Raw genomic sequence first — 14,788 nt, 5'->3', positions numbered from 1 at the left:
CAGGCCAGCTCCCCACGGCTATGTTGCATGCGCGATCTGATGACGTAGTTCCACTCGCCATGAAGCTCTTCGCACTCGAAGGAGCCAGTCGACCAACCGCGAGATCGGCGACTTCATGACCCTCCCAAGTTCGCGCCGAGGATGACGAGAAGCTCGTCCAGCTGTTCGAACTGCTCGGGCATCCCATCCTCCATCCCGGCGATGGCCTCGTCGAGCGCTTCCTTCGAGGGATAGAGTTCGTGCAGCACCAGCAGCGTCTTGCCGCCTTTTTCCTCAAAGGTCACCGTGGTCACGGCGGCGTCCTCACTTTCCTCATTCGTCCAGACGAGGCGCGAGTTAGGTATCACGTCGATGTACTTACCGAAGAATGCCATAGCGCTTGAGGCATCGTGGCCAAACGCAACACGGTACCCGCCTCCGACACGAACATCCATCTCGCAGGAAAGCAGAGGCACGCCCATCGACTTCGGTGCCCACCACCGCATGAACAGCTCGGGCTTGGTCCACGCCTCGTACACGATGCGCGCCGGGCCATTGAACGTTCGCGTAATGACGAGCTCACGCTCGGACTTCCGTTCGATCGTCATGCGGTTGTTCATGGGGGTGGGCTCACTATGTCTTCGTTCGTCCATCGGCTTGCTCCATCCGTTTCAGTTCCTCGACAACCTTGTCCAACTCGTTGAAGCGTGCGTCCCACAGCTGGCGGTACCTCTCGATCCAAGCCGCCTCTGCCTCCAGTTCGCGTAGGCCGAGCTTGCAGGTCCGCACGCGCCCGACCTTCTCCGTGGTGACGAACCCCGCCTGCTCCAAGACGCCGACATGCTTCTTCATGCCCGTGAGGGTCATGTGGAACTTCTCGGCAAGCTCCGTGATCGAAGCGTCTGCACGTCCGAGCTGCTCCAGAACGCCGCGTCGGGTGGCGTCCGAGAGCGCGGCGAACGAGGCATCCAAGTGGGTCCGAGCATACTGAACCATGTGGTTCAGTATCTAACACGCGAATTGGCGGCATGCAAGGAAAGGCCGAGCGCGCTGCGTTGCCGGCCGCCTTCACTCCCAAATCGGCATCATTTCGATGCGGATTCGATCGACTCGGCGATCCTCAGGCCCTAAGGCAAGATATCTCTGGTCGGGGGGAATGACGCATGAGCAAGAAGACACGACTGATCCTGGCGATGGTGATCATCGAGGCCGTCCTTGCAGGCATCTGGTGGTATCTCGCCAGCTACGGCATGGCCAATCCCGATCGCGTCACCGCCGACTTCCAGTCGGTCGTCGGCCAGACCATGGGAATGGCGATGGGCGGCTTGCTGGGTCTCGGCTTTATCTTGTTCTTCGTCGCCGCCAGCAACGATCGCAAGGCAGCGCAGAACAAGACGCGTCGCTAGAGGGATTCATCGTTTCACGGAAACGCAGAGCCGCTCTATCTCTTTGTTTCGACGCAACTCCCCAGGGAAAGCGCTACGCGCTTTTCCCGGGAAAACCGTTTCACACTTTTCCTGGAGTTGCTCTAATCCACCCCGGCAAAATGCCATTCGACCAGCGGCTTCATGCGCGACGCCAGCCCGTCCGGAAGGTCCGCGGCGTGGCGGATGATGACTGGCCCCTCGATCTCCGGGTCGGTCTCGGTGGCAACGAACGCTGATATCCGACGGGCAATCTCGTCGGCCGGCGCCGTCGCGTGAAAACGCCGAAACATCACCGTACCGCTGGCCGTCGACAGGACGTGATAGCGCTTGCCGCGTGGCGCGTCCGACAGATCGAGACCGGTCTCCTCGCGCACCTCGCGGATCATGTTGAAATCGACGTCGACCTGGCCGTCGCGAAAATCGATGGGCTCGAACGAGCCGGCGGCGAAATAGACGCGCCCGGCATTGACCGTGTGTGAACCCATGCGGATCGCCACCAGCGCATTGTCGCCGGCCACCAGCACGGCATGGGCATAGGCATGCTCGGCGCCCGAATTCTCGCGTCGCTTACGCCAGAGCATGAAGGTCGAATAGTCGACCGCATGGCAGCGGCCGACCAGACGGTTGTCGCGGTACGCGAGTTGCGACAGCAGCACCACGGTGCCGTCGAACAGCGCCGGCTTGGCTGCTATCTCGCGCTGCCAGTTCTCGGCGATCGCCTCCGCATTATCCACCGCGAAGGGGTGCGGGCCGGGATCGAGCCGGACGTCGATGGCATCGACCGGCAGGATGACATTGCGCGGCAGGTCGAAACTCATAGCGTATCAGGTCATGTCCAAGGTAATCGCCACCGGGCAGTGGTCGGATGCCTTCGGCCGGTCCCAGCCGGCGCGCGGGAACCGCTCGACCTCCTGGCCGGGCGGGAAAATCGTGCGCCAGGGCTGGCCGTTGCGGATGATGTCGGGAACGGCCGTCGCGTTGCTGGCGGCGAGGCCCTTCGACAACAGGATGTAGTCGAGCTGGCACAGATGCCGCTCTTCCGGTCCACGCGTGTGGTAAAAACTCCAGCGGTTCATCTCCGGCCGCCGCTCGACGACGTTTTCGCAGAAGCCGCCTTCTGTCAGCACGTTGATGCAGGACTGGTTCTCGTTGACCACTTCGAAGCGGTAGCCGTCGATCGTGTCGCCGGCGATCTTCACGCGCTGCCGGTAATCATTCATGTCGCCGCAGATCGCCCAGCGCTTGTCGGCGGCGTGGTCCTTGCCGAAGCGCTCCTCGATGATCCGCCGCACGGCTCGAGCCTCGGCGATGCGCACCGGCATCGTCGCTTCGCGCCCGTCGAGCCCGTTGCGCGGCGGGCCCATCGACTTGAAGTGCACGAGATAAAGAGTCAGCGGCACTCCGCCCACTGTGATGTCGACTTCCAGGCAGTCGCGCCGGAAGATGCGCTCATTGGCCTGGTTGCCGAGTGCCGCCAGTTCGGGCGTCTGCAGCCCGAACTGTTCATAGGTGACGTAGGCATGGCTGGTCATGCGCACGAATTCGATCGGCTGGCCCTGCGCGGTTTCGTTGCGCATCATCACGGCGACGTCGATGCCGCGCGAATCATTGCCCGATGTGGTGTATTTCTGCCGGTAGCCTTGCCCCACCATCTTGAACAGATAGCCGTATTCGAAGGCCTTCAGCGCCTCGATATTGTCGACCTCCTGCATGCAGATGATGTCGGCGCGGGTGGCCGCGATCGCCAGCGCCGTCAGTTGGCGCGTGTCGTCGGACTGGGCGATGGCGCGGGCCTGCTCCAGCATCTTGTATTCCGCCTCGCTCTGGATATCGAACAGCGCCAGCGTGCGATCCTCGTTGAGCTGGTTGCGATAGCCGGAAAAATCGAACCTGTTCATCAGGTTCTCGACATTGAAGGTGGCGAGGCGCAGCGACATGCCAAGACCTTTGCCCGCAAGCGCGGCAGAAAACAAGGTCGCCGGACCAACAGCGGAGACCGATGGTCCTGATGCCGCTCGCGCCATGGTTGACGGAACCTTTCCGTTCATCCGCCGTTCAGATGCAAACGTCCACAGTAGGCCCCTAGAGTAGGCGTGGGGCCTGTGTCTCTTGGAGAGTGCAATGAACTCGCTCTTTTCTTCCACAGTCAAATCCGGGCTTATAGCGCTCGGTATCCTCTCGGGCGTCACGGCGCCGTCCACCGCCGGCCCGATCATGCAGCCGGACCTGTCGATTCCCGCAAGCACGGCAGCGCCGACGGCGGTCCGCGACGGCTGGGCGGGCGGCAATAACAACGGCGGAAACTGGAGATGGCGCCGGTCCGGCAACTGGAACGGAGGCCACGGACACTGGAACGGTGGCGGCGGAAACTGGAACGATGGAGACAATTGGCGTTGGCGCCATGGTCGCCATCACTATCGCGGCGGCCGTTACTACGATGACGGCGCGGCTGCCCTTCTGGGCCTTGGCCTTGGCCTCGGCATCGGCAGCATGTACAACAATTACAACTACTACGACGCGCCGCCGCGCCGCTACTACCGCACTCAGCGGGTTTCGAGCGCCCATGCCCAGTGGTGCTATAACAGGTACCGGTCGTATCGCGCCTGGGATAACACGTTCCAGCCCTACAACGGCCCGCGTCAGCAGTGCTACTCGCCCTATTGATGCGCAGCGCTGATTGACGAATGCCCATGCGGCGCCGCCCATCGCGGCGCCGTTTTTGTCCACGGGAACCGCGAGCACAGTGACGTCAGCACGCCGCCGCGATCGTTCGGCTGACTCCTAGCCCGGATATTTGGAGTGACGGTCCTGCGCCCTCGCGGACAGCTGCTTCAACACGTCAAGGAAGTCGTTGAACCGCTGCTCACCGATCTCCTCCGCCCATTCCGCGTGCAACCGCCGCAGGCAGGTGAAAATCGTCTCGGCAATCGGCCGCCCGCGCGCGCTCAGGTAGATGAGGCGCCGATCGCTGCCCTCGGGAGAGCGCCGCTCGACATAGCCGAGCTCTTCGAGCTGAATGAGGAGGTAGTTGATCGCCTGCCTCGACATGCGTTTCTGGCGAGCCAGTTCCGACGGCCTTACCCCATCCGGAAGGGGATAGGAGAACACGGCGAAGTGAGCGTCCTGAAAGTCGGTGAAGCCGGCATCATGAATGGCCTCGTGCATCTGGGTGCGAACGTGCTGCCAGGTGATGCGCAGGAGAGCCCCGAAGAAGGGCGGGCGCAGCTCTCTGTCGAGCTTCGGAGCATGTCGATGGAAGCGGGTACACAGAGCGTCTTGAGGATCGGTGAGCTGGATTTGCGCTTCCTGGTCACCGACAAGGGTGCAACCGTGTTTGAATTCATTGTCCCGTCCCGCGCCCGCGTACCAGCGCCCCACTACCATCAGGAGGCGGACGAAACGCTGTATGGGCTGGAAGGCATCTTGACGATCACCGTTGATGATCGAAAGCAGGAACTCGGCGCCGGCGATGCCATCTTCATTCCGCGCGGAAGTGTCCACCACCACGAGAACCTGCACGACGGTGTGTCGCGGACTTTGGCCGTGCTGACGCCGGGGTCCATCGGGCGCCGCTACTTCGAGGAAATTGCCGAGGTGATCAATGTCCCCGGCAAGCCCGACGTGGCCAAGGCCAAGGAGGTCATGCTCCGCCACGGGCTCGTGCCCGCGTAGGTTCCCAGCCGAGGCGGCCCCAAGCGGTGCTGGTGTATCGTCACGACAAGCTCGCCGCGACCAACTCGCAGTGAGCCTGATTGAGGTGTGACTGAGTCCGGACCCCAGTTCTTGGCCTTGTCGACCAGCTTGTTCCTGGAAATCCCCCGCGCGCCCGCGGGGCGAAGCCCGAGGACGCGCAAGGCAAGAACGTGGATTTTCGTTCAGTTCTTGGCCTTGTCGACCAGCTTGTTCTTGGAAATCCACGGCATCATCGCACGCAGCTTGGCGCCGACTTCCTCGATCTGGTGGCTGTCATTGTTGCGGCGGATGCCCTTGAAGCGCGACATGCCGGCGCGGTATTCCTGCATCCATTCCGAGGTGAATTTGCCGGTCTGGATGTCCTTCAGCACGCGCTTCATCTCGGCCTTGGTCTCTGCGGTGATGATGCGCGGGCCCGAGACATATTCGCCCCATTCGGCGGTGTTCGAGATCGAGTAGTTCATGTTGGCGATGCCGCCCTCGTAGATCAGGTCGACGATCAGCTTGACCTCGTGCAGGCACTCGAAATACGCCATCTCAGGCGCGTAGCCGGCTTCCACCAGCGTCTCGAAACCGGCGCGGATCAGTTCGACCAGACCGCCGCACAGAACGACCTGCTCGCCGAACAGGTCGGTCTCGCATTCCTCGCGGAAATTGGTCTCGATGATGCCCGAACGGCCGCCGCCGACGCCGCAGGCATAGGACAGCGCCAGGTCGAGCGCATTGCCCGAGGCATCCTGGTTGACCGCGACCAGGCACGGCACGCCGCCGCCCTTCTGGTATTCGCCGCGCACCGTGTGGCCGGGGCCCTTCGGCGCGATCATAACGACATCGACCGAAGCCTTCGGCTCGATCAGGCCGAAATGCACGTTGAGGCCGTGCGCGAAGGCGATTGCAGCGCCGTCACGGATGTTCGGCGCGATCTCGTTCCTGTAGATGTCGGCCTGCAGTTCATCAGGCGTCGCCATCATCATCAGGTCGGCCCATTTGGCAGCGTCCGCCACGGTCATCACCTTGAGCCCATCGGCCTCGACCTTCTTGGCGGTCGCCGAGCCGGCCTTGAGGCCGATGGCGATGTCCTTGACGCCGGAATCCTTGAGATTGAGCGCATGCGCCCTGCCCTGGCTGCCGTAGCCGATGATGGCGACCTTCTTGCCCTTGATCAGGTTGAGATCGGCATCGCGATCGTAATAGACACGCATTTTGTCTTCCTTCCCGTTTTATGAATCAGAGGCCTTGCGACCCGGTTGTTGCTCCGAAAAGAGCGAGAAACTGCTGCGTCGCCCGCGCGGCATCGCCGCCGATCGCCGCCTCAGTCAATTCCAGCCGGTCGCCGAGCAGCAGACGGATCTGCACGTCGCGGGCGACCAGCCCGAAAAAGGTGCGGAACGCCGTTTCGGCGTCCGAAAAATCAAGCAGTCCGGCCTGTCGTCCGGCTTCAAGCACCGGCTTCAGCCGCTTGGCCAGGGCGAAGCGGCCGTTCTCCAGCACCACGGCGCCAAGGTCATCCTTGCCAGAACCGGCATGGCCGACCGCCACGCGGTTGAGCGCGATCGACGTGTCGCTGGAAATCACCTTCAGCCAGTCGAAAGCGAAGCGTTCGAGGCTTGCGGTCAGCGAGGCAAGATCGAGCCCCTTGCCGTCGACCAGTGAGACCCGCACCTTGGATGCCTGCCACTGCACCGTTGCCGTCAGCAGCCCGTCGCGGTCGCCGAACCATTTGTAGAGCGTTTCCTTGGAACAGCTCGCCCGGCGCGCCACGGCGGTCATGGTCAGTTGATCGCCCTCCTTGACCAGCAGCCGCAACGCTGCGTCGAGCACGGCTTTCTGCCGCTCCGTCAGCGCTTCGCTGGTGTCGATCTCGGGCACGATGTGCAACACGCTCTTCTCTCGGCAGGCAAGGCCGCCCGGTCATTCCGGCAAGCCGTACCGTACGTTACGGTTCGCCACTTCTATGACGTATTGTTCTGAGCCTTGCAAGCCCCTATTTCTACTGCACGGCGTCGGTGCCGGACGGCTTGCGCGGGGAAAAATGTTGATCGAATTGCTTGCCCTGACGGTTGCCGCCGCATTTTCCGGCGCCGCGATTTACGTCAGTGTCGCCGAGCAACCGGCGCGGCTTGGTCTCGACGACATGGCGCTGCTGCAGGAATGGCAGCCTTCCTACAAGCGCGGCGCCGCCATGCAGGCGTCAATTGCCATTGTCGCCTGCGTTCTCGGTCTCATTGCCTGGTGGCAGACTGGCGGTTTCGCCTTTCTGGTTGGCGCGGTGCTGATCATCCTGCCCTGGCCGTGGACGCTGATCGCCATGATGCCGACCAACAGGGTACTGGAGGCGATGGACGCGGGCGCCGGCAATCCACAAGCCAGGTCCCTTATCGTCAAATGGGGCAATCTGCACCTGGTTCGCGCAGCCCTTGGCGTGCTGGCGACACTGGCCTTCCTCTGGGGCAGCCATCTGGGCTGACATTGGCCGGATCTTGCGAGGCCTTGCTCTCGGCACAATGGCATCAGTCCGCAACGGGCGGATGGCGCAGCCGGCCAAGCAGTGCCGACACCATGGTCAGTTCATCCGCAGAGAGTTTGGCGCCGACCAGTTCGGTGATCGACCGTCCGTAGACAGCCCACATGTCGCGACGGGTCTCGCGGCCCCTTGCCGTGATGCGGATGGTCTGGCCGCGGCCGTCATCGGCCACCGGCAGTTTCTCCACCAGCCCGTCAGCCTCGAGCCGCGCCAGCAGCCGCGAGATGTTGTATTGCGCAAACAGGGTGCGCTCGATTAGCTGGAACGGCCGCAGCCCGCCCTCACCCGCCTCGGCGAGCTCATGCAGCACGTCATACCAGGCGAGAGGCGGCAGGCCACCGGCCTTCAACGTCTCTTCGGCGCTTTCGACCAGCTGGCGCGAAACGCGCATCAGACGGGCCCAGGCCTTGATGGCTTCGGGCGAAGGCATAGCTTTCTCAATCATGGCCCAGCATAGGCAATAGATGCAATTGCATCAAGCTTGACGATAAATGCATCTGCATCTATATGAATGCAATTGCATCAATATCCGAAGGCGCCCATCCCATGAAACACGAAATCTGCAAGATCGCCGACGACGCGCGTCGAGGACGGCGCGTTGAACTATGTCTGGGGAGAGTGAGATGACCGACAAGCTCATTCTCGTCAGCCACCCTCTCTGCCCCTATGTGCAGCGCGCCGCGATTTCACTGGCCGAAAAGGGCGTGCCGTTCGAGCGCGTCGACATCGACCTCGCCAACAAGCCGGACTGGTTCAAGGCGATCTCGCCGCTCGGCAAGGTGCCGCTGCTGCGCGTGCAGCGACATGGCGAGGAAACGGTGATCTTCGAATCCGGTGTCATTCTCGAGTTCCTCGAGGAGACACAAGCCAATCCCCTCCACCCCGCCGACCCTTATGCCCGCGCCCGGCATCGCGCCTGGATCGAGTTCGGCTCGGCCACACTCAATGCCATCGGCAGGTTCTATTCGGCCCAGACTGAGGCCGGCTTCCTCGCCGAATCCGGCGCACTGTCGGCGATGTTCGATCGTCTCGAGGCGGAGCTGGCGGACACCGAACGGAACGGACCCTGGTTCACCGGCGAACGCTTCTCGCTCGTCGATGCCGTTTACGGCCCGATCTTCCGCTACCTGGACACATTCGACCGGATCGGCGATTTCGGCGTCCTTGACGACAAGCCGCTTGTCCGCGCCTGGCGCAAGGCGCTGAATGAACGCCCATCGATCAGCCAAGCCGTCGCCCCGGACTACCCGCAGCGCCTGCACGCTTTCCTGGAAGCGAAGGGATCTTACCTGTCGAGGTTCATCCACCGAAACGATCCGGCCACAGCGCTTCGGTCAGTCCGATCCGCCTGAACGGATCGATCACCGTGCCGGCCACCATCGAGGCAAGGAACTGCGGCGCCGGTGGGATTTTTGCCACCGTCGCCACCAGCCTGTCGCGGATGAAGGGCAGCGCCACGGAATCCGACTGGTAGAACGGTGTGAACGCCAGCGACAGCGCCTGGAAGACCCGCACATGCCAGCGCCGCGCCTTCGCATAGGCTTCAAGCGCCGCCTCGATGTTTGGCATCCGCGCCAACGCATGGCTGAGCGCCGCCGCGTCGAGCAGCGCCATGTTGGCCCCTTGCCCGAGCTGCGGGCTGGTCGAATGCGCCGCGTCGCCGATGACGGCCAGGCGCCGGCCGGCCGGTAGCTTCATCGTGTGGTGGCCATAGCGTGCCAGCGAGAGCTGGTCGAAATCCTCGATCTGGCTGGTGAATGCCTCGCATTCGGGCCACAGCCGAACCACCCTCTCCTTCCAGGCATCGAGGCCCACCGCCCGCACGCGCTCGACATCGGCCGGCTTCAGGCTCCAGAAGAAGGCGGCCATCTTTTCAGCGCCCGGCTCCGGCCGGCCGATCGGCAGCACGCCGATCATCACGCTGGCCTTGTCGTAAATTTGCAGCAGCGCGTGCTCGTCGAAACCTTCGCCGCGCCAGCCGAGCGACGCCCAGAACGCGCCATAGGTGAGCGGGCGTGGCGCGCTTGCATCGCCCGTGCGCTGCCGCAGCTTCGAGCGCGAGCCGCTGGCGTCCACGACCAGATCGAACGGCCCTGCACTTCGCCCGTTGCCACAGATCAGCGTTGCCCGTTCGCCGGTCTCCAGAGTCTCGATTTCGACACCCGTCTCGATGGCGATCGACTCGCGCTGCACAGCGCGAAAGAGCACGCCGAACAAGGCCGCCCGATGCACCGCCAGCCCGAAGCGATGGCCGCGTTGGGCATCATAGCGAACGTCGAGCACGGTGCGCCCGGTGCTGGCATCGGCGCCATGCAGGCGGTCGATGCGGCTGCCCAGCGCCAGCATGTCGTCGAGCAGGCCAAGATCAGCCAATACCGTCAGCCCGGTCGGCTGCAGGATCAGTCCGGAACCGACCGGCCTCGGCTCGTCGAAGCGCTCGAACACGGTAACTCCATGCCCGGCGCGCTTGAAATAGAGCGCCATGGCGAGCCCTGCCGGGCCGGCCCCGGCAATCGCGATATCGTAGGAAATGCCAATGCCCCCAAAGCCGAACTGGCCGGGACAATCCTTCAGCGGGGGGACTAAATCAAGCCGCAGCCCCGGTCTTTGTCCTGCTCACCCTTGCGCGGCATCAAAACCGGCGCGCGCGTCGCGCACCGCGTCATGGTTGAGCTCGGCCCACAGGATCAGCTGGTGCAAGGCGCCGAACATCGACCGTCCGAGGTCGGTCAGGCTGTATTCAACGCTCGGCGGTTTGGTCGGGAACACTTCGCGATGCACATAGCCGTCGCGCTGCAGATCGTAGAGCGTCTGGGTCAGCATGCGCTGTGAAATGTCGGGCACCAGGCGCCGCAGCTCGCCGAAGCGGTACGGCTGCTCGGCCAGGGCTCCCATCAACAGCGAACTCCATTTGCCGCTGAGACCCTGGATCACGTCGCGGACCGGGCAATCGGCAATGTTGCCGCCATTGCTCATGGATTTGTAGATCTCGAGCTTGGATCTCAGATTGACGATCGTGCTGTCCACGGCTGGTTCCTTGGCTGTGCCTACCTCCCGAAAAACTGCCTTCTTTACGGCCCTGGGTCAATTCCTATTTTAGTGCTGGTCTCTTTTTGAGACCACCAATGCACTCTCCTCTGACCCTTGCCAGGATCGCCCCATGAGCAAAACTCTTCTCGTCACCGGCGCTTCCGGCCAGCTCGGCCGCGGCGTCATCAACCACCTGCTGGACACGTTCAAGGTCCCAGCGGCGCAGATCATTGCCACCACCCGCACGCCGGCCAACCTTGCCGACCTGGCGGCGCGCGGCGTCGGTATCCGGGCGGCCGATTTCAACGATAAGACATCGCTGGAGAACGCGTTCCAGGGTGTCGACAAAGTGCTGATCATCTCAACCAGCGAAATGGACCTGAAGGACGGCCGGCGCCTGAAACAGCATGAGGCGGCGGTTGCCGCGGCGAAAAAGGCCGGCGTCGGCCATCTTCTCTACACCTCGATGCCCAACCCCGAGCCGGTGTCGCCGGTGCTGTTTGCCAATGATCACTACGGCACCGAGCAGGCGATCAAGGCAAGCGGCATTGCCTACACCATCTTCCGCAACGGCTGGTACCAGGAGAACCTGTTCATGGCACTGCCGCAGGCCATCGCCTCGGGACACTGGTATACGTCCGCCGGCGACGGCCGCATTGCCCATGGCGCGCGCGATGATATGGCAGCGGCGATCGCTGCCGGCCTCGCTGCCGTTTCGAACGAAAGCAATACCTACACGCTGACCGGCCCGCATGCCTACACAACGGCCGAGATTGCCGCCCTGGTCAGCGAGGTCACCGGCAAGCCGCTCGATGTTGTGCAGGTTTCGGATGAAGCCCTGACCGAAGGCGTCAAGGCGGCGGGCATTCCCGAGGATTTCGCTCGCGTCATCGCGTCCTTCGACGCCAACACGCGCGCCGGTCGCATCGCCACGGTGACAGACGCAGTCGAGACGCTTTCCGGACGAAAGTCAAAAACGCTGAAGCAGTTCCTGGAGGCCAACAAGGCCGCTCTGGCCGGTTGAAATCCGCGCGGCGGGAAGTCTTGTTCGATTTTCCGCCGCGCTACTTCGCTTTTTTGAGCAGCCCGAGCCGGATCAGGCTTTCGCCGGTGGCCACCAGCGCATCTTCCCGCGATCGCGGTGCCCAGCCGAGCAGGCGAACGGCCCTCGCCTTGGTCGCATTCTTAACCTTGCCCAGTTCCGGCACCAGCTGTGCGGCTTCCGGGTTGAACAGGCCCATGATCCGCACCAGCCAATCGGGAAGCTCCCGCGTCGAGACGCGCGTCCCGGCATCGCCCAGCCGCATTTTCAAAATCTGCGCGATCTCCCGCACGGTCATGAAATCGCCGGCAACCGCCAGGAATCGCTTGCCCCTGGCGGCAGGATTGGTCATGGCACGCACATGCAGGTCCGCCACGTCACGCACGTCGACAACGCCGAACGACAGGCGCGGCAGCCCCGGCATGGCACCGTTCAGCATACGCTGGACAAATTCGGTGGAGGTCGAATGGTCGGGCCCGAGAACCGGTCCGAAGATGCCGACCGGATTGACGACGGCGAGTTCCAGTTTGCCGCCTTCCGCGGCAATGAAATCCCAGGCGGCGCGTTCCGCCAGGGTCTTCGATTTCACATAGGCGCTCACCTTGCCCGCCGGATCGGTCCAGTTCTCCTCGGTGAACGGCTGGCCGCCGGGCGGCGGCTTGCCATAGCCGATAGCCGCGAAGGACGAGGTCAGCACGACGCGCTTCACGCTCGCATCCCGCGCCGCGCGCAACACCCGTAGCGCACCCTCACGGGCCGGGATGATCAGGTCGTCTTCATGCTTCGGCACGCCGGGCGGAAATGGCGAGGCGACATGAAGCACATAGTTGCAACCGGCCACCGCATCCGGCCAGCCGGCATCGGCCATGAGATCTGCCACGGCGAAGGAGAGCGTGCCGCCAGGCTCGGCGCCGCCGGCCTTGAGCATGGCGAGCACGTCGGCCTCGCGCTTGGCCGAGCGCACGGTGGTGCGCACGCGGTAGCCGGCCTTCAGCAGTTCGAGAATACAATGCGCGCCGAGGAAGCCGGAGCCGCCGGTAACAAGCACCCATTCGCCGCTCATTCCGCCTCCTCAGCCAGTCATCGGTAAGAGACCGTCAAATGGCTACCTGCGTACCGATCTCGACCACGCGTCCGGTCGGGATCTGGAAATACTCGGTCGCGTCGGCCGCCGTGCGCGCCAGGCCGATGAACAGCCGATCCTGCCACACTGGCATGCCGGAATTGGGCGATGCCTTGAGCGAACGCCGCGACAGGAAGAATGAGGTCGTCATGATGTCGAACTTCCAGCCCTGCTTGCGGCAGATCGCCAGCGCGCGCGGGATGTTGGGCTGCTCCATATAGCCGAAGGTCAGCGTCACCCGCATGAACAGCTCGTTGACCGTCTCCATCTTGACCCGGTCGCTGTCGGGCACCACCGGCTGCGGCGCCGTCACCACCGAAAGGATGACGTTCTGCTCGTGCAGCACCTTGTAGTGCTTCAGGCTGTGCATCAGCGCGGTTGGCGCACTCAAGGGATCGCTGGTCAGGAACACGGCGGTGCCGGATACCAGCTGCGGCTTCTTCTTCAACAGGTTGCCGGCGAGAAAATCGAGCGGGATCTCGTTGCGGCGGGTCTTGTCGAACAGATAGCGGCTGCCGCGCACCCAGGTCCACATGGCCAGCACGATGGTGAAGGCCACGGCCAGCGAAGCCCAGCCGCCCTCGAACACCTTGACGATGTTGGAGGCAAAGAACCCGACGTCGATAAAGGCAAACAGCGCCGTCAGCGAGACTGCCAGCCACAGCTGCCATTTCCAGATCCGCGTCATGACGACATAGAGCAGCACCGTCGTCACCAGCATGTTGCCGGTCACCGAAATACCATAGGCCGACGCCAGCTTGCTGGACTCGCCGAAGCCGACGACCAGCATCATAACCACCAGCGCCAGCAAGAGGTTGACGCGCGGCATGTAGATCTGGCCGGACTGCTTTTCCGATGTGTGCAGGATTTCCAGGCGCGGCAGCATGTTGAGCTGCACTGCCTGCCTGGTCAGCGAAAAGGCGCCGGAGATCACCGCCTGGCTGGCGATCACCGTCGCCGCCGTTGCCAGCACGACCATCGGGATCAGCGTCCAGCCCTCGTTCATCTCGAAGAACGGGTGACCGACCACGCCATTTTGCGCCAGCACGAATGCGCCCTGTCCGGCATAATTGAGCAGCAGGCAAGGAAACACGATTGCCAGCCAGGCCAGCACAATCGGCTTGCGACCGAAATGGCCGAGATCGGCATAGAGCGCTTCGGCGCCGGTGACGGCGAGGAAGATAGCGCCGATGGTGACGAAAGCGACGTCGGGCGAATTGATCAGAAAGGCGACGATGTAGTGCGGGCTCACCGCCCACAGGATTTCCGGATCGGCGATGATGTGGTTGAGACCGGAAAGGCCAATGGCCATGAACCATACTGCGGTCACCGGGCCGAACACCAATCCCACCCCGCCCGTGCCAAAGCGCTGCACCGCGAACACCATGGCGAGGATGACCAGCGTTAGCGGCACCACATAAGGCTGGAAGGTGGGGGTGACGACATTCATGCCCTCGACCGCCGACAGCACCGAAATCGCCGGCGTGATGACGGCGTCACCGAAAAACAGCGAGGCGCCGACGATGCCGATGCCAAGCATCAGCGCCGAGCGCTTCGGGAAACTGCCGCGCGCCAAAGCCATCAGCGACAGCACGCCGCCCTCGCCGCGGTTGTCGGCACGCAGCACGAACATGATGTATTTGATGGTGACGATGATCGTCAGCGACCAGATGATCAGCGACAGAACGCCGAGAATATCGCCACGCTGGGCGACATTGCCGCCCGACGACGCCACCAGCGCCTCGCGAAAGGCGTAGATCGGGCTGGTGCCGATATCCCCATAGACGACGCCGAGCGCGCCCAGCATCAGAACCTTGGTGCTGTGCTGTTCGACTTCTGAATGGCTCGATTGTTCGACGGGTTCTGCCTCATTACCAGCATTGGCAAGGGCCATGGGCGACACTCCGATAAGCGCGCGGTGCTCTACGCTTGCTGCAATGCAATATCAAGTGCCGTCGCGTGATGGCTGC

General features: G+C 63.2%; 18 protein-coding genes. 6 read left to right on the top strand and 12 right to left on the bottom strand.

Going from position 1 to position 14,788, the window contains the following annotated elements; translation table 11 throughout:
- Nucleotides 1-113: 113 nt before the first annotated feature.
- Together ACFSOZ_RS09005 and ACFSOZ_RS09000 are read right to left on the bottom strand one after the other, a co-directional pair.
- A complete protein-coding gene (locus ACFSOZ_RS09005; RefSeq protein WP_379096220.1) occupies nt 114-599 on the bottom strand; it encodes an SRPBCC family protein in 486 nt (161 codons plus the stop codon).
- A gap of 13 nt (nt 600-612) precedes the next feature.
- Complete coding sequence (locus ACFSOZ_RS09000) at nt 613-975, bottom strand: ArsR/SmtB family transcription factor (protein WP_379096217.1); 363 nt, start codon at nt 973-975, stop codon at nt 613-615.
- Between the two features lie 167 nt (nt 976-1,142).
- Between ACFSOZ_RS09000 and ACFSOZ_RS08995 the strand changes: the two genes are divergently transcribed.
- Nucleotides 1,143-1,385 carry a hypothetical protein gene (locus tag ACFSOZ_RS08995; RefSeq protein ID WP_379096214.1) on the top strand — a complete coding sequence of 81 codons (243 nt, stop codon included), beginning with the start codon at nt 1,143-1,145 and terminating at the stop codon, nt 1,383-1,385.
- 122 nt (nt 1,386-1,507) lie between these two features.
- Here the strand turns inward: ACFSOZ_RS08995 and ACFSOZ_RS08990 are convergent, their stop codons facing one another.
- The gene (locus ACFSOZ_RS08990) at nt 1,508-2,224 is read right to left on the bottom strand and encodes an NUDIX hydrolase (protein ID WP_379096211.1); all 717 of its coding nucleotides are present in this window, start codon (nt 2,222-2,224) and stop codon (nt 1,508-1,510) included.
- 6 nt (nt 2,225-2,230) lie between these two features.
- The gene (locus ACFSOZ_RS08985; protein WP_379096208.1) at nt 2,231-3,343 is read right to left on the bottom strand and encodes an endonuclease/exonuclease/phosphatase family protein; all 1,113 of its coding nucleotides are present in this window, start codon (nt 3,341-3,343) and stop codon (nt 2,231-2,233) included.
- Between the two features lie 184 nt (nt 3,344-3,527).
- On the opposite strand from ACFSOZ_RS08985, the gene ACFSOZ_RS08980 reads away from it, so the two are divergent.
- Nucleotides 3,528-4,070, top strand: coding sequence for a BA14K family protein (locus ACFSOZ_RS08980; RefSeq protein WP_379096205.1), 543 nt, complete (start codon nt 3,528-3,530; stop codon nt 4,068-4,070).
- A gap of 117 nt (nt 4,071-4,187) precedes the next feature.
- Here the strand turns inward: ACFSOZ_RS08980 and ACFSOZ_RS08975 are convergent, their stop codons facing one another.
- Nucleotides 4,188-4,631, bottom strand: coding sequence for a MarR family winged helix-turn-helix transcriptional regulator (locus tag ACFSOZ_RS08975; RefSeq protein WP_379098112.1), 444 nt, complete (start codon nt 4,629-4,631; stop codon nt 4,188-4,190).
- Between ACFSOZ_RS08975 and ACFSOZ_RS08970 the strand changes: the two genes are divergently transcribed.
- Nucleotides 4,521-5,078: a cupin domain-containing protein gene (locus tag ACFSOZ_RS08970; protein WP_379098109.1), complete on the top strand. Its 558-nt coding sequence runs from the start codon at nt 4,521-4,523 to the stop codon at nt 5,076-5,078. The two genes, ACFSOZ_RS08975 and ACFSOZ_RS08970, sit on opposite strands and share 111 nt — an antisense overlap.
- Nucleotides 5,079-5,281: 203 nt before the next feature.
- On the opposite strand, the gene ilvC is transcribed toward ACFSOZ_RS08970, so the two are convergent.
- Nucleotides 5,282-6,301, bottom strand: a complete 1,020-nt coding sequence (gene ilvC, locus ACFSOZ_RS08965) for a ketol-acid reductoisomerase (protein WP_379096202.1) — start codon at nt 6,299-6,301, stop codon at nt 5,282-5,284.
- Between the two features lie 25 nt (nt 6,302-6,326).
- A complete protein-coding gene (locus ACFSOZ_RS08960) occupies nt 6,327-6,980 on the bottom strand; it encodes a TetR/AcrR family transcriptional regulator (protein WP_379096199.1) in 654 nt (217 codons plus the stop codon).
- A 154-nt stretch (nt 6,981-7,134) separates the two neighbouring features.
- Here ACFSOZ_RS08960 and ACFSOZ_RS08955 point away from each other — a divergent pair, with 154 nt between their 5' ends.
- Entirely contained in the window at nt 7,135-7,566 is a 432-nt protein-coding gene (locus ACFSOZ_RS08955) for an anthrone oxygenase family protein (RefSeq protein WP_379096196.1), read from the top strand.
- A gap of 43 nt (nt 7,567-7,609) precedes the next feature.
- On the opposite strand, the gene ACFSOZ_RS08950 is transcribed toward ACFSOZ_RS08955, so the two are convergent.
- Nucleotides 7,610-8,068: a MarR family winged helix-turn-helix transcriptional regulator gene (locus ACFSOZ_RS08950; protein ID WP_379096195.1), complete on the bottom strand. Its 459-nt coding sequence runs from the start codon at nt 8,066-8,068 to the stop codon at nt 7,610-7,612.
- A 178-nt stretch (nt 8,069-8,246) separates the two neighbouring features.
- Here ACFSOZ_RS08950 and ACFSOZ_RS08945 point away from each other — a divergent pair, with 178 nt between their 5' ends.
- On the top strand, nt 8,247-8,975 hold the full coding sequence (locus tag ACFSOZ_RS08945) for a glutathione S-transferase family protein (RefSeq protein ID WP_379096191.1): 729 nt from the start codon (nt 8,247-8,249) through the stop codon (nt 8,973-8,975).
- On the opposite strand, the gene ACFSOZ_RS08940 is transcribed toward ACFSOZ_RS08945, so the two are convergent.
- Both ACFSOZ_RS08940 and ACFSOZ_RS08935 read right to left on the bottom strand, forming a co-directional pair.
- Nucleotides 8,923-10,107 (bottom strand): FAD-dependent oxidoreductase, encoded by a 1,185-nt coding sequence (locus ACFSOZ_RS08940; protein WP_379096188.1) that lies wholly within the window; start codon nt 10,105-10,107, stop codon nt 8,923-8,925. The two genes, ACFSOZ_RS08945 and ACFSOZ_RS08940, sit on opposite strands and share 53 nt — an antisense overlap.
- Before the next feature lie 132 nt (nt 10,108-10,239).
- On the bottom strand, nt 10,240-10,650 hold the full coding sequence (locus ACFSOZ_RS08935) for a winged helix-turn-helix transcriptional regulator (protein ID WP_379096186.1): 411 nt from the start codon (nt 10,648-10,650) through the stop codon (nt 10,240-10,242).
- A 133-nt stretch (nt 10,651-10,783) separates the two neighbouring features.
- Here ACFSOZ_RS08935 and ACFSOZ_RS08930 point away from each other — a divergent pair, with 133 nt between their 5' ends.
- A complete protein-coding gene (locus ACFSOZ_RS08930; RefSeq protein WP_379096183.1) occupies nt 10,784-11,677 on the top strand; it encodes an SDR family oxidoreductase in 894 nt (297 codons plus the stop codon).
- Nucleotides 11,678-11,717: 40 nt separating this feature from the next.
- Here the strand turns inward: ACFSOZ_RS08930 and ACFSOZ_RS08925 are convergent, their stop codons facing one another.
- Together ACFSOZ_RS08925 and ACFSOZ_RS08920 are read right to left on the bottom strand one after the other, a co-directional pair.
- On the bottom strand, nt 11,718-12,758 hold the full coding sequence (locus ACFSOZ_RS08925; protein WP_379096180.1) for an SDR family oxidoreductase: 1,041 nt from the start codon (nt 12,756-12,758) through the stop codon (nt 11,718-11,720).
- Between the two features lie 34 nt (nt 12,759-12,792).
- The gene (locus tag ACFSOZ_RS08920) at nt 12,793-14,712 is read right to left on the bottom strand and encodes a potassium transporter Kup (RefSeq protein WP_379096177.1); all 1,920 of its coding nucleotides are present in this window, start codon (nt 14,710-14,712) and stop codon (nt 12,793-12,795) included.
- Nucleotides 14,713-14,788: the final 76 nt, after the last annotated feature.

Source organism: Mesorhizobium newzealandense, assembly GCF_042682145.1.
GTDB classification, from domain to species: domain Bacteria; phylum Pseudomonadota; class Alphaproteobacteria; order Rhizobiales; family Rhizobiaceae; genus Mesorhizobium; species Mesorhizobium newzealandense.
The sequence above is the reverse complement of the archived record's forward strand: the minus strand, read 5'-3'. Positions and strand labels throughout refer to the sequence as shown.

Coding starts and splice junctions, on each gene's coding strand:
- ACFSOZ_RS08985 (WP_379096208.1), bottom strand. CDS start 3,343: ATGTCGCTGCGCCTCGCCACCTTCAATGTCGAGAACCTGATGAACAGG.
- ACFSOZ_RS08925 (WP_379096180.1), bottom strand. CDS start 12,758: ATGAGCGGCGAATGGGTGCTTGTTACCGGCGGCTCCGGCTTCCTCGGC.
- ACFSOZ_RS08930 (WP_379096183.1), top strand. CDS start 10,784: ATGAGCAAAACTCTTCTCGTCACCGGCGCTTCCGGCCAGCTCGGCCGC.
- ACFSOZ_RS08950 (WP_379096195.1), bottom strand. CDS start 8,068: ATGATTGAGAAAGCTATGCCTTCGCCCGAAGCCATCAAGGCCTGGGCC.
- ACFSOZ_RS08995 (WP_379096214.1), top strand. CDS start 1,143: ATGAGCAAGAAGACACGACTGATCCTGGCGATGGTGATCATCGAGGCC.
- ACFSOZ_RS08940 (WP_379096188.1), bottom strand. CDS start 10,107: ATGGCGCTCTATTTCAAGCGCGCCGGGCATGGAGTTACCGTGTTCGAG.
- ACFSOZ_RS09000 (WP_379096217.1), bottom strand. CDS start 975: ATGGTTCAGTATGCTCGGACCCACTTGGATGCCTCGTTCGCCGCGCTC.
- ACFSOZ_RS08945 (WP_379096191.1), top strand. CDS start 8,247: ATGACCGACAAGCTCATTCTCGTCAGCCACCCTCTCTGCCCCTATGTG.
- ilvC (WP_379096202.1), bottom strand. CDS start 6,301: ATGCGTGTCTATTACGATCGCGATGCCGATCTCAACCTGATCAAGGGC.
- ACFSOZ_RS08920 (WP_379096177.1), bottom strand. CDS start 14,712: ATGGCCCTTGCCAATGCTGGTAATGAGGCAGAACCCGTCGAACAATCG.
- ACFSOZ_RS08980 (WP_379096205.1), top strand. CDS start 3,528: ATGAACTCGCTCTTTTCTTCCACAGTCAAATCCGGGCTTATAGCGCTC.
- ACFSOZ_RS09005 (WP_379096220.1), bottom strand. CDS start 599: ATGAACAACCGCATGACGATCGAACGGAAGTCCGAGCGTGAGCTCGTC.
- ACFSOZ_RS08990 (WP_379096211.1), bottom strand. CDS start 2,224: ATGAGTTTCGACCTGCCGCGCAATGTCATCCTGCCGGTCGATGCCATC.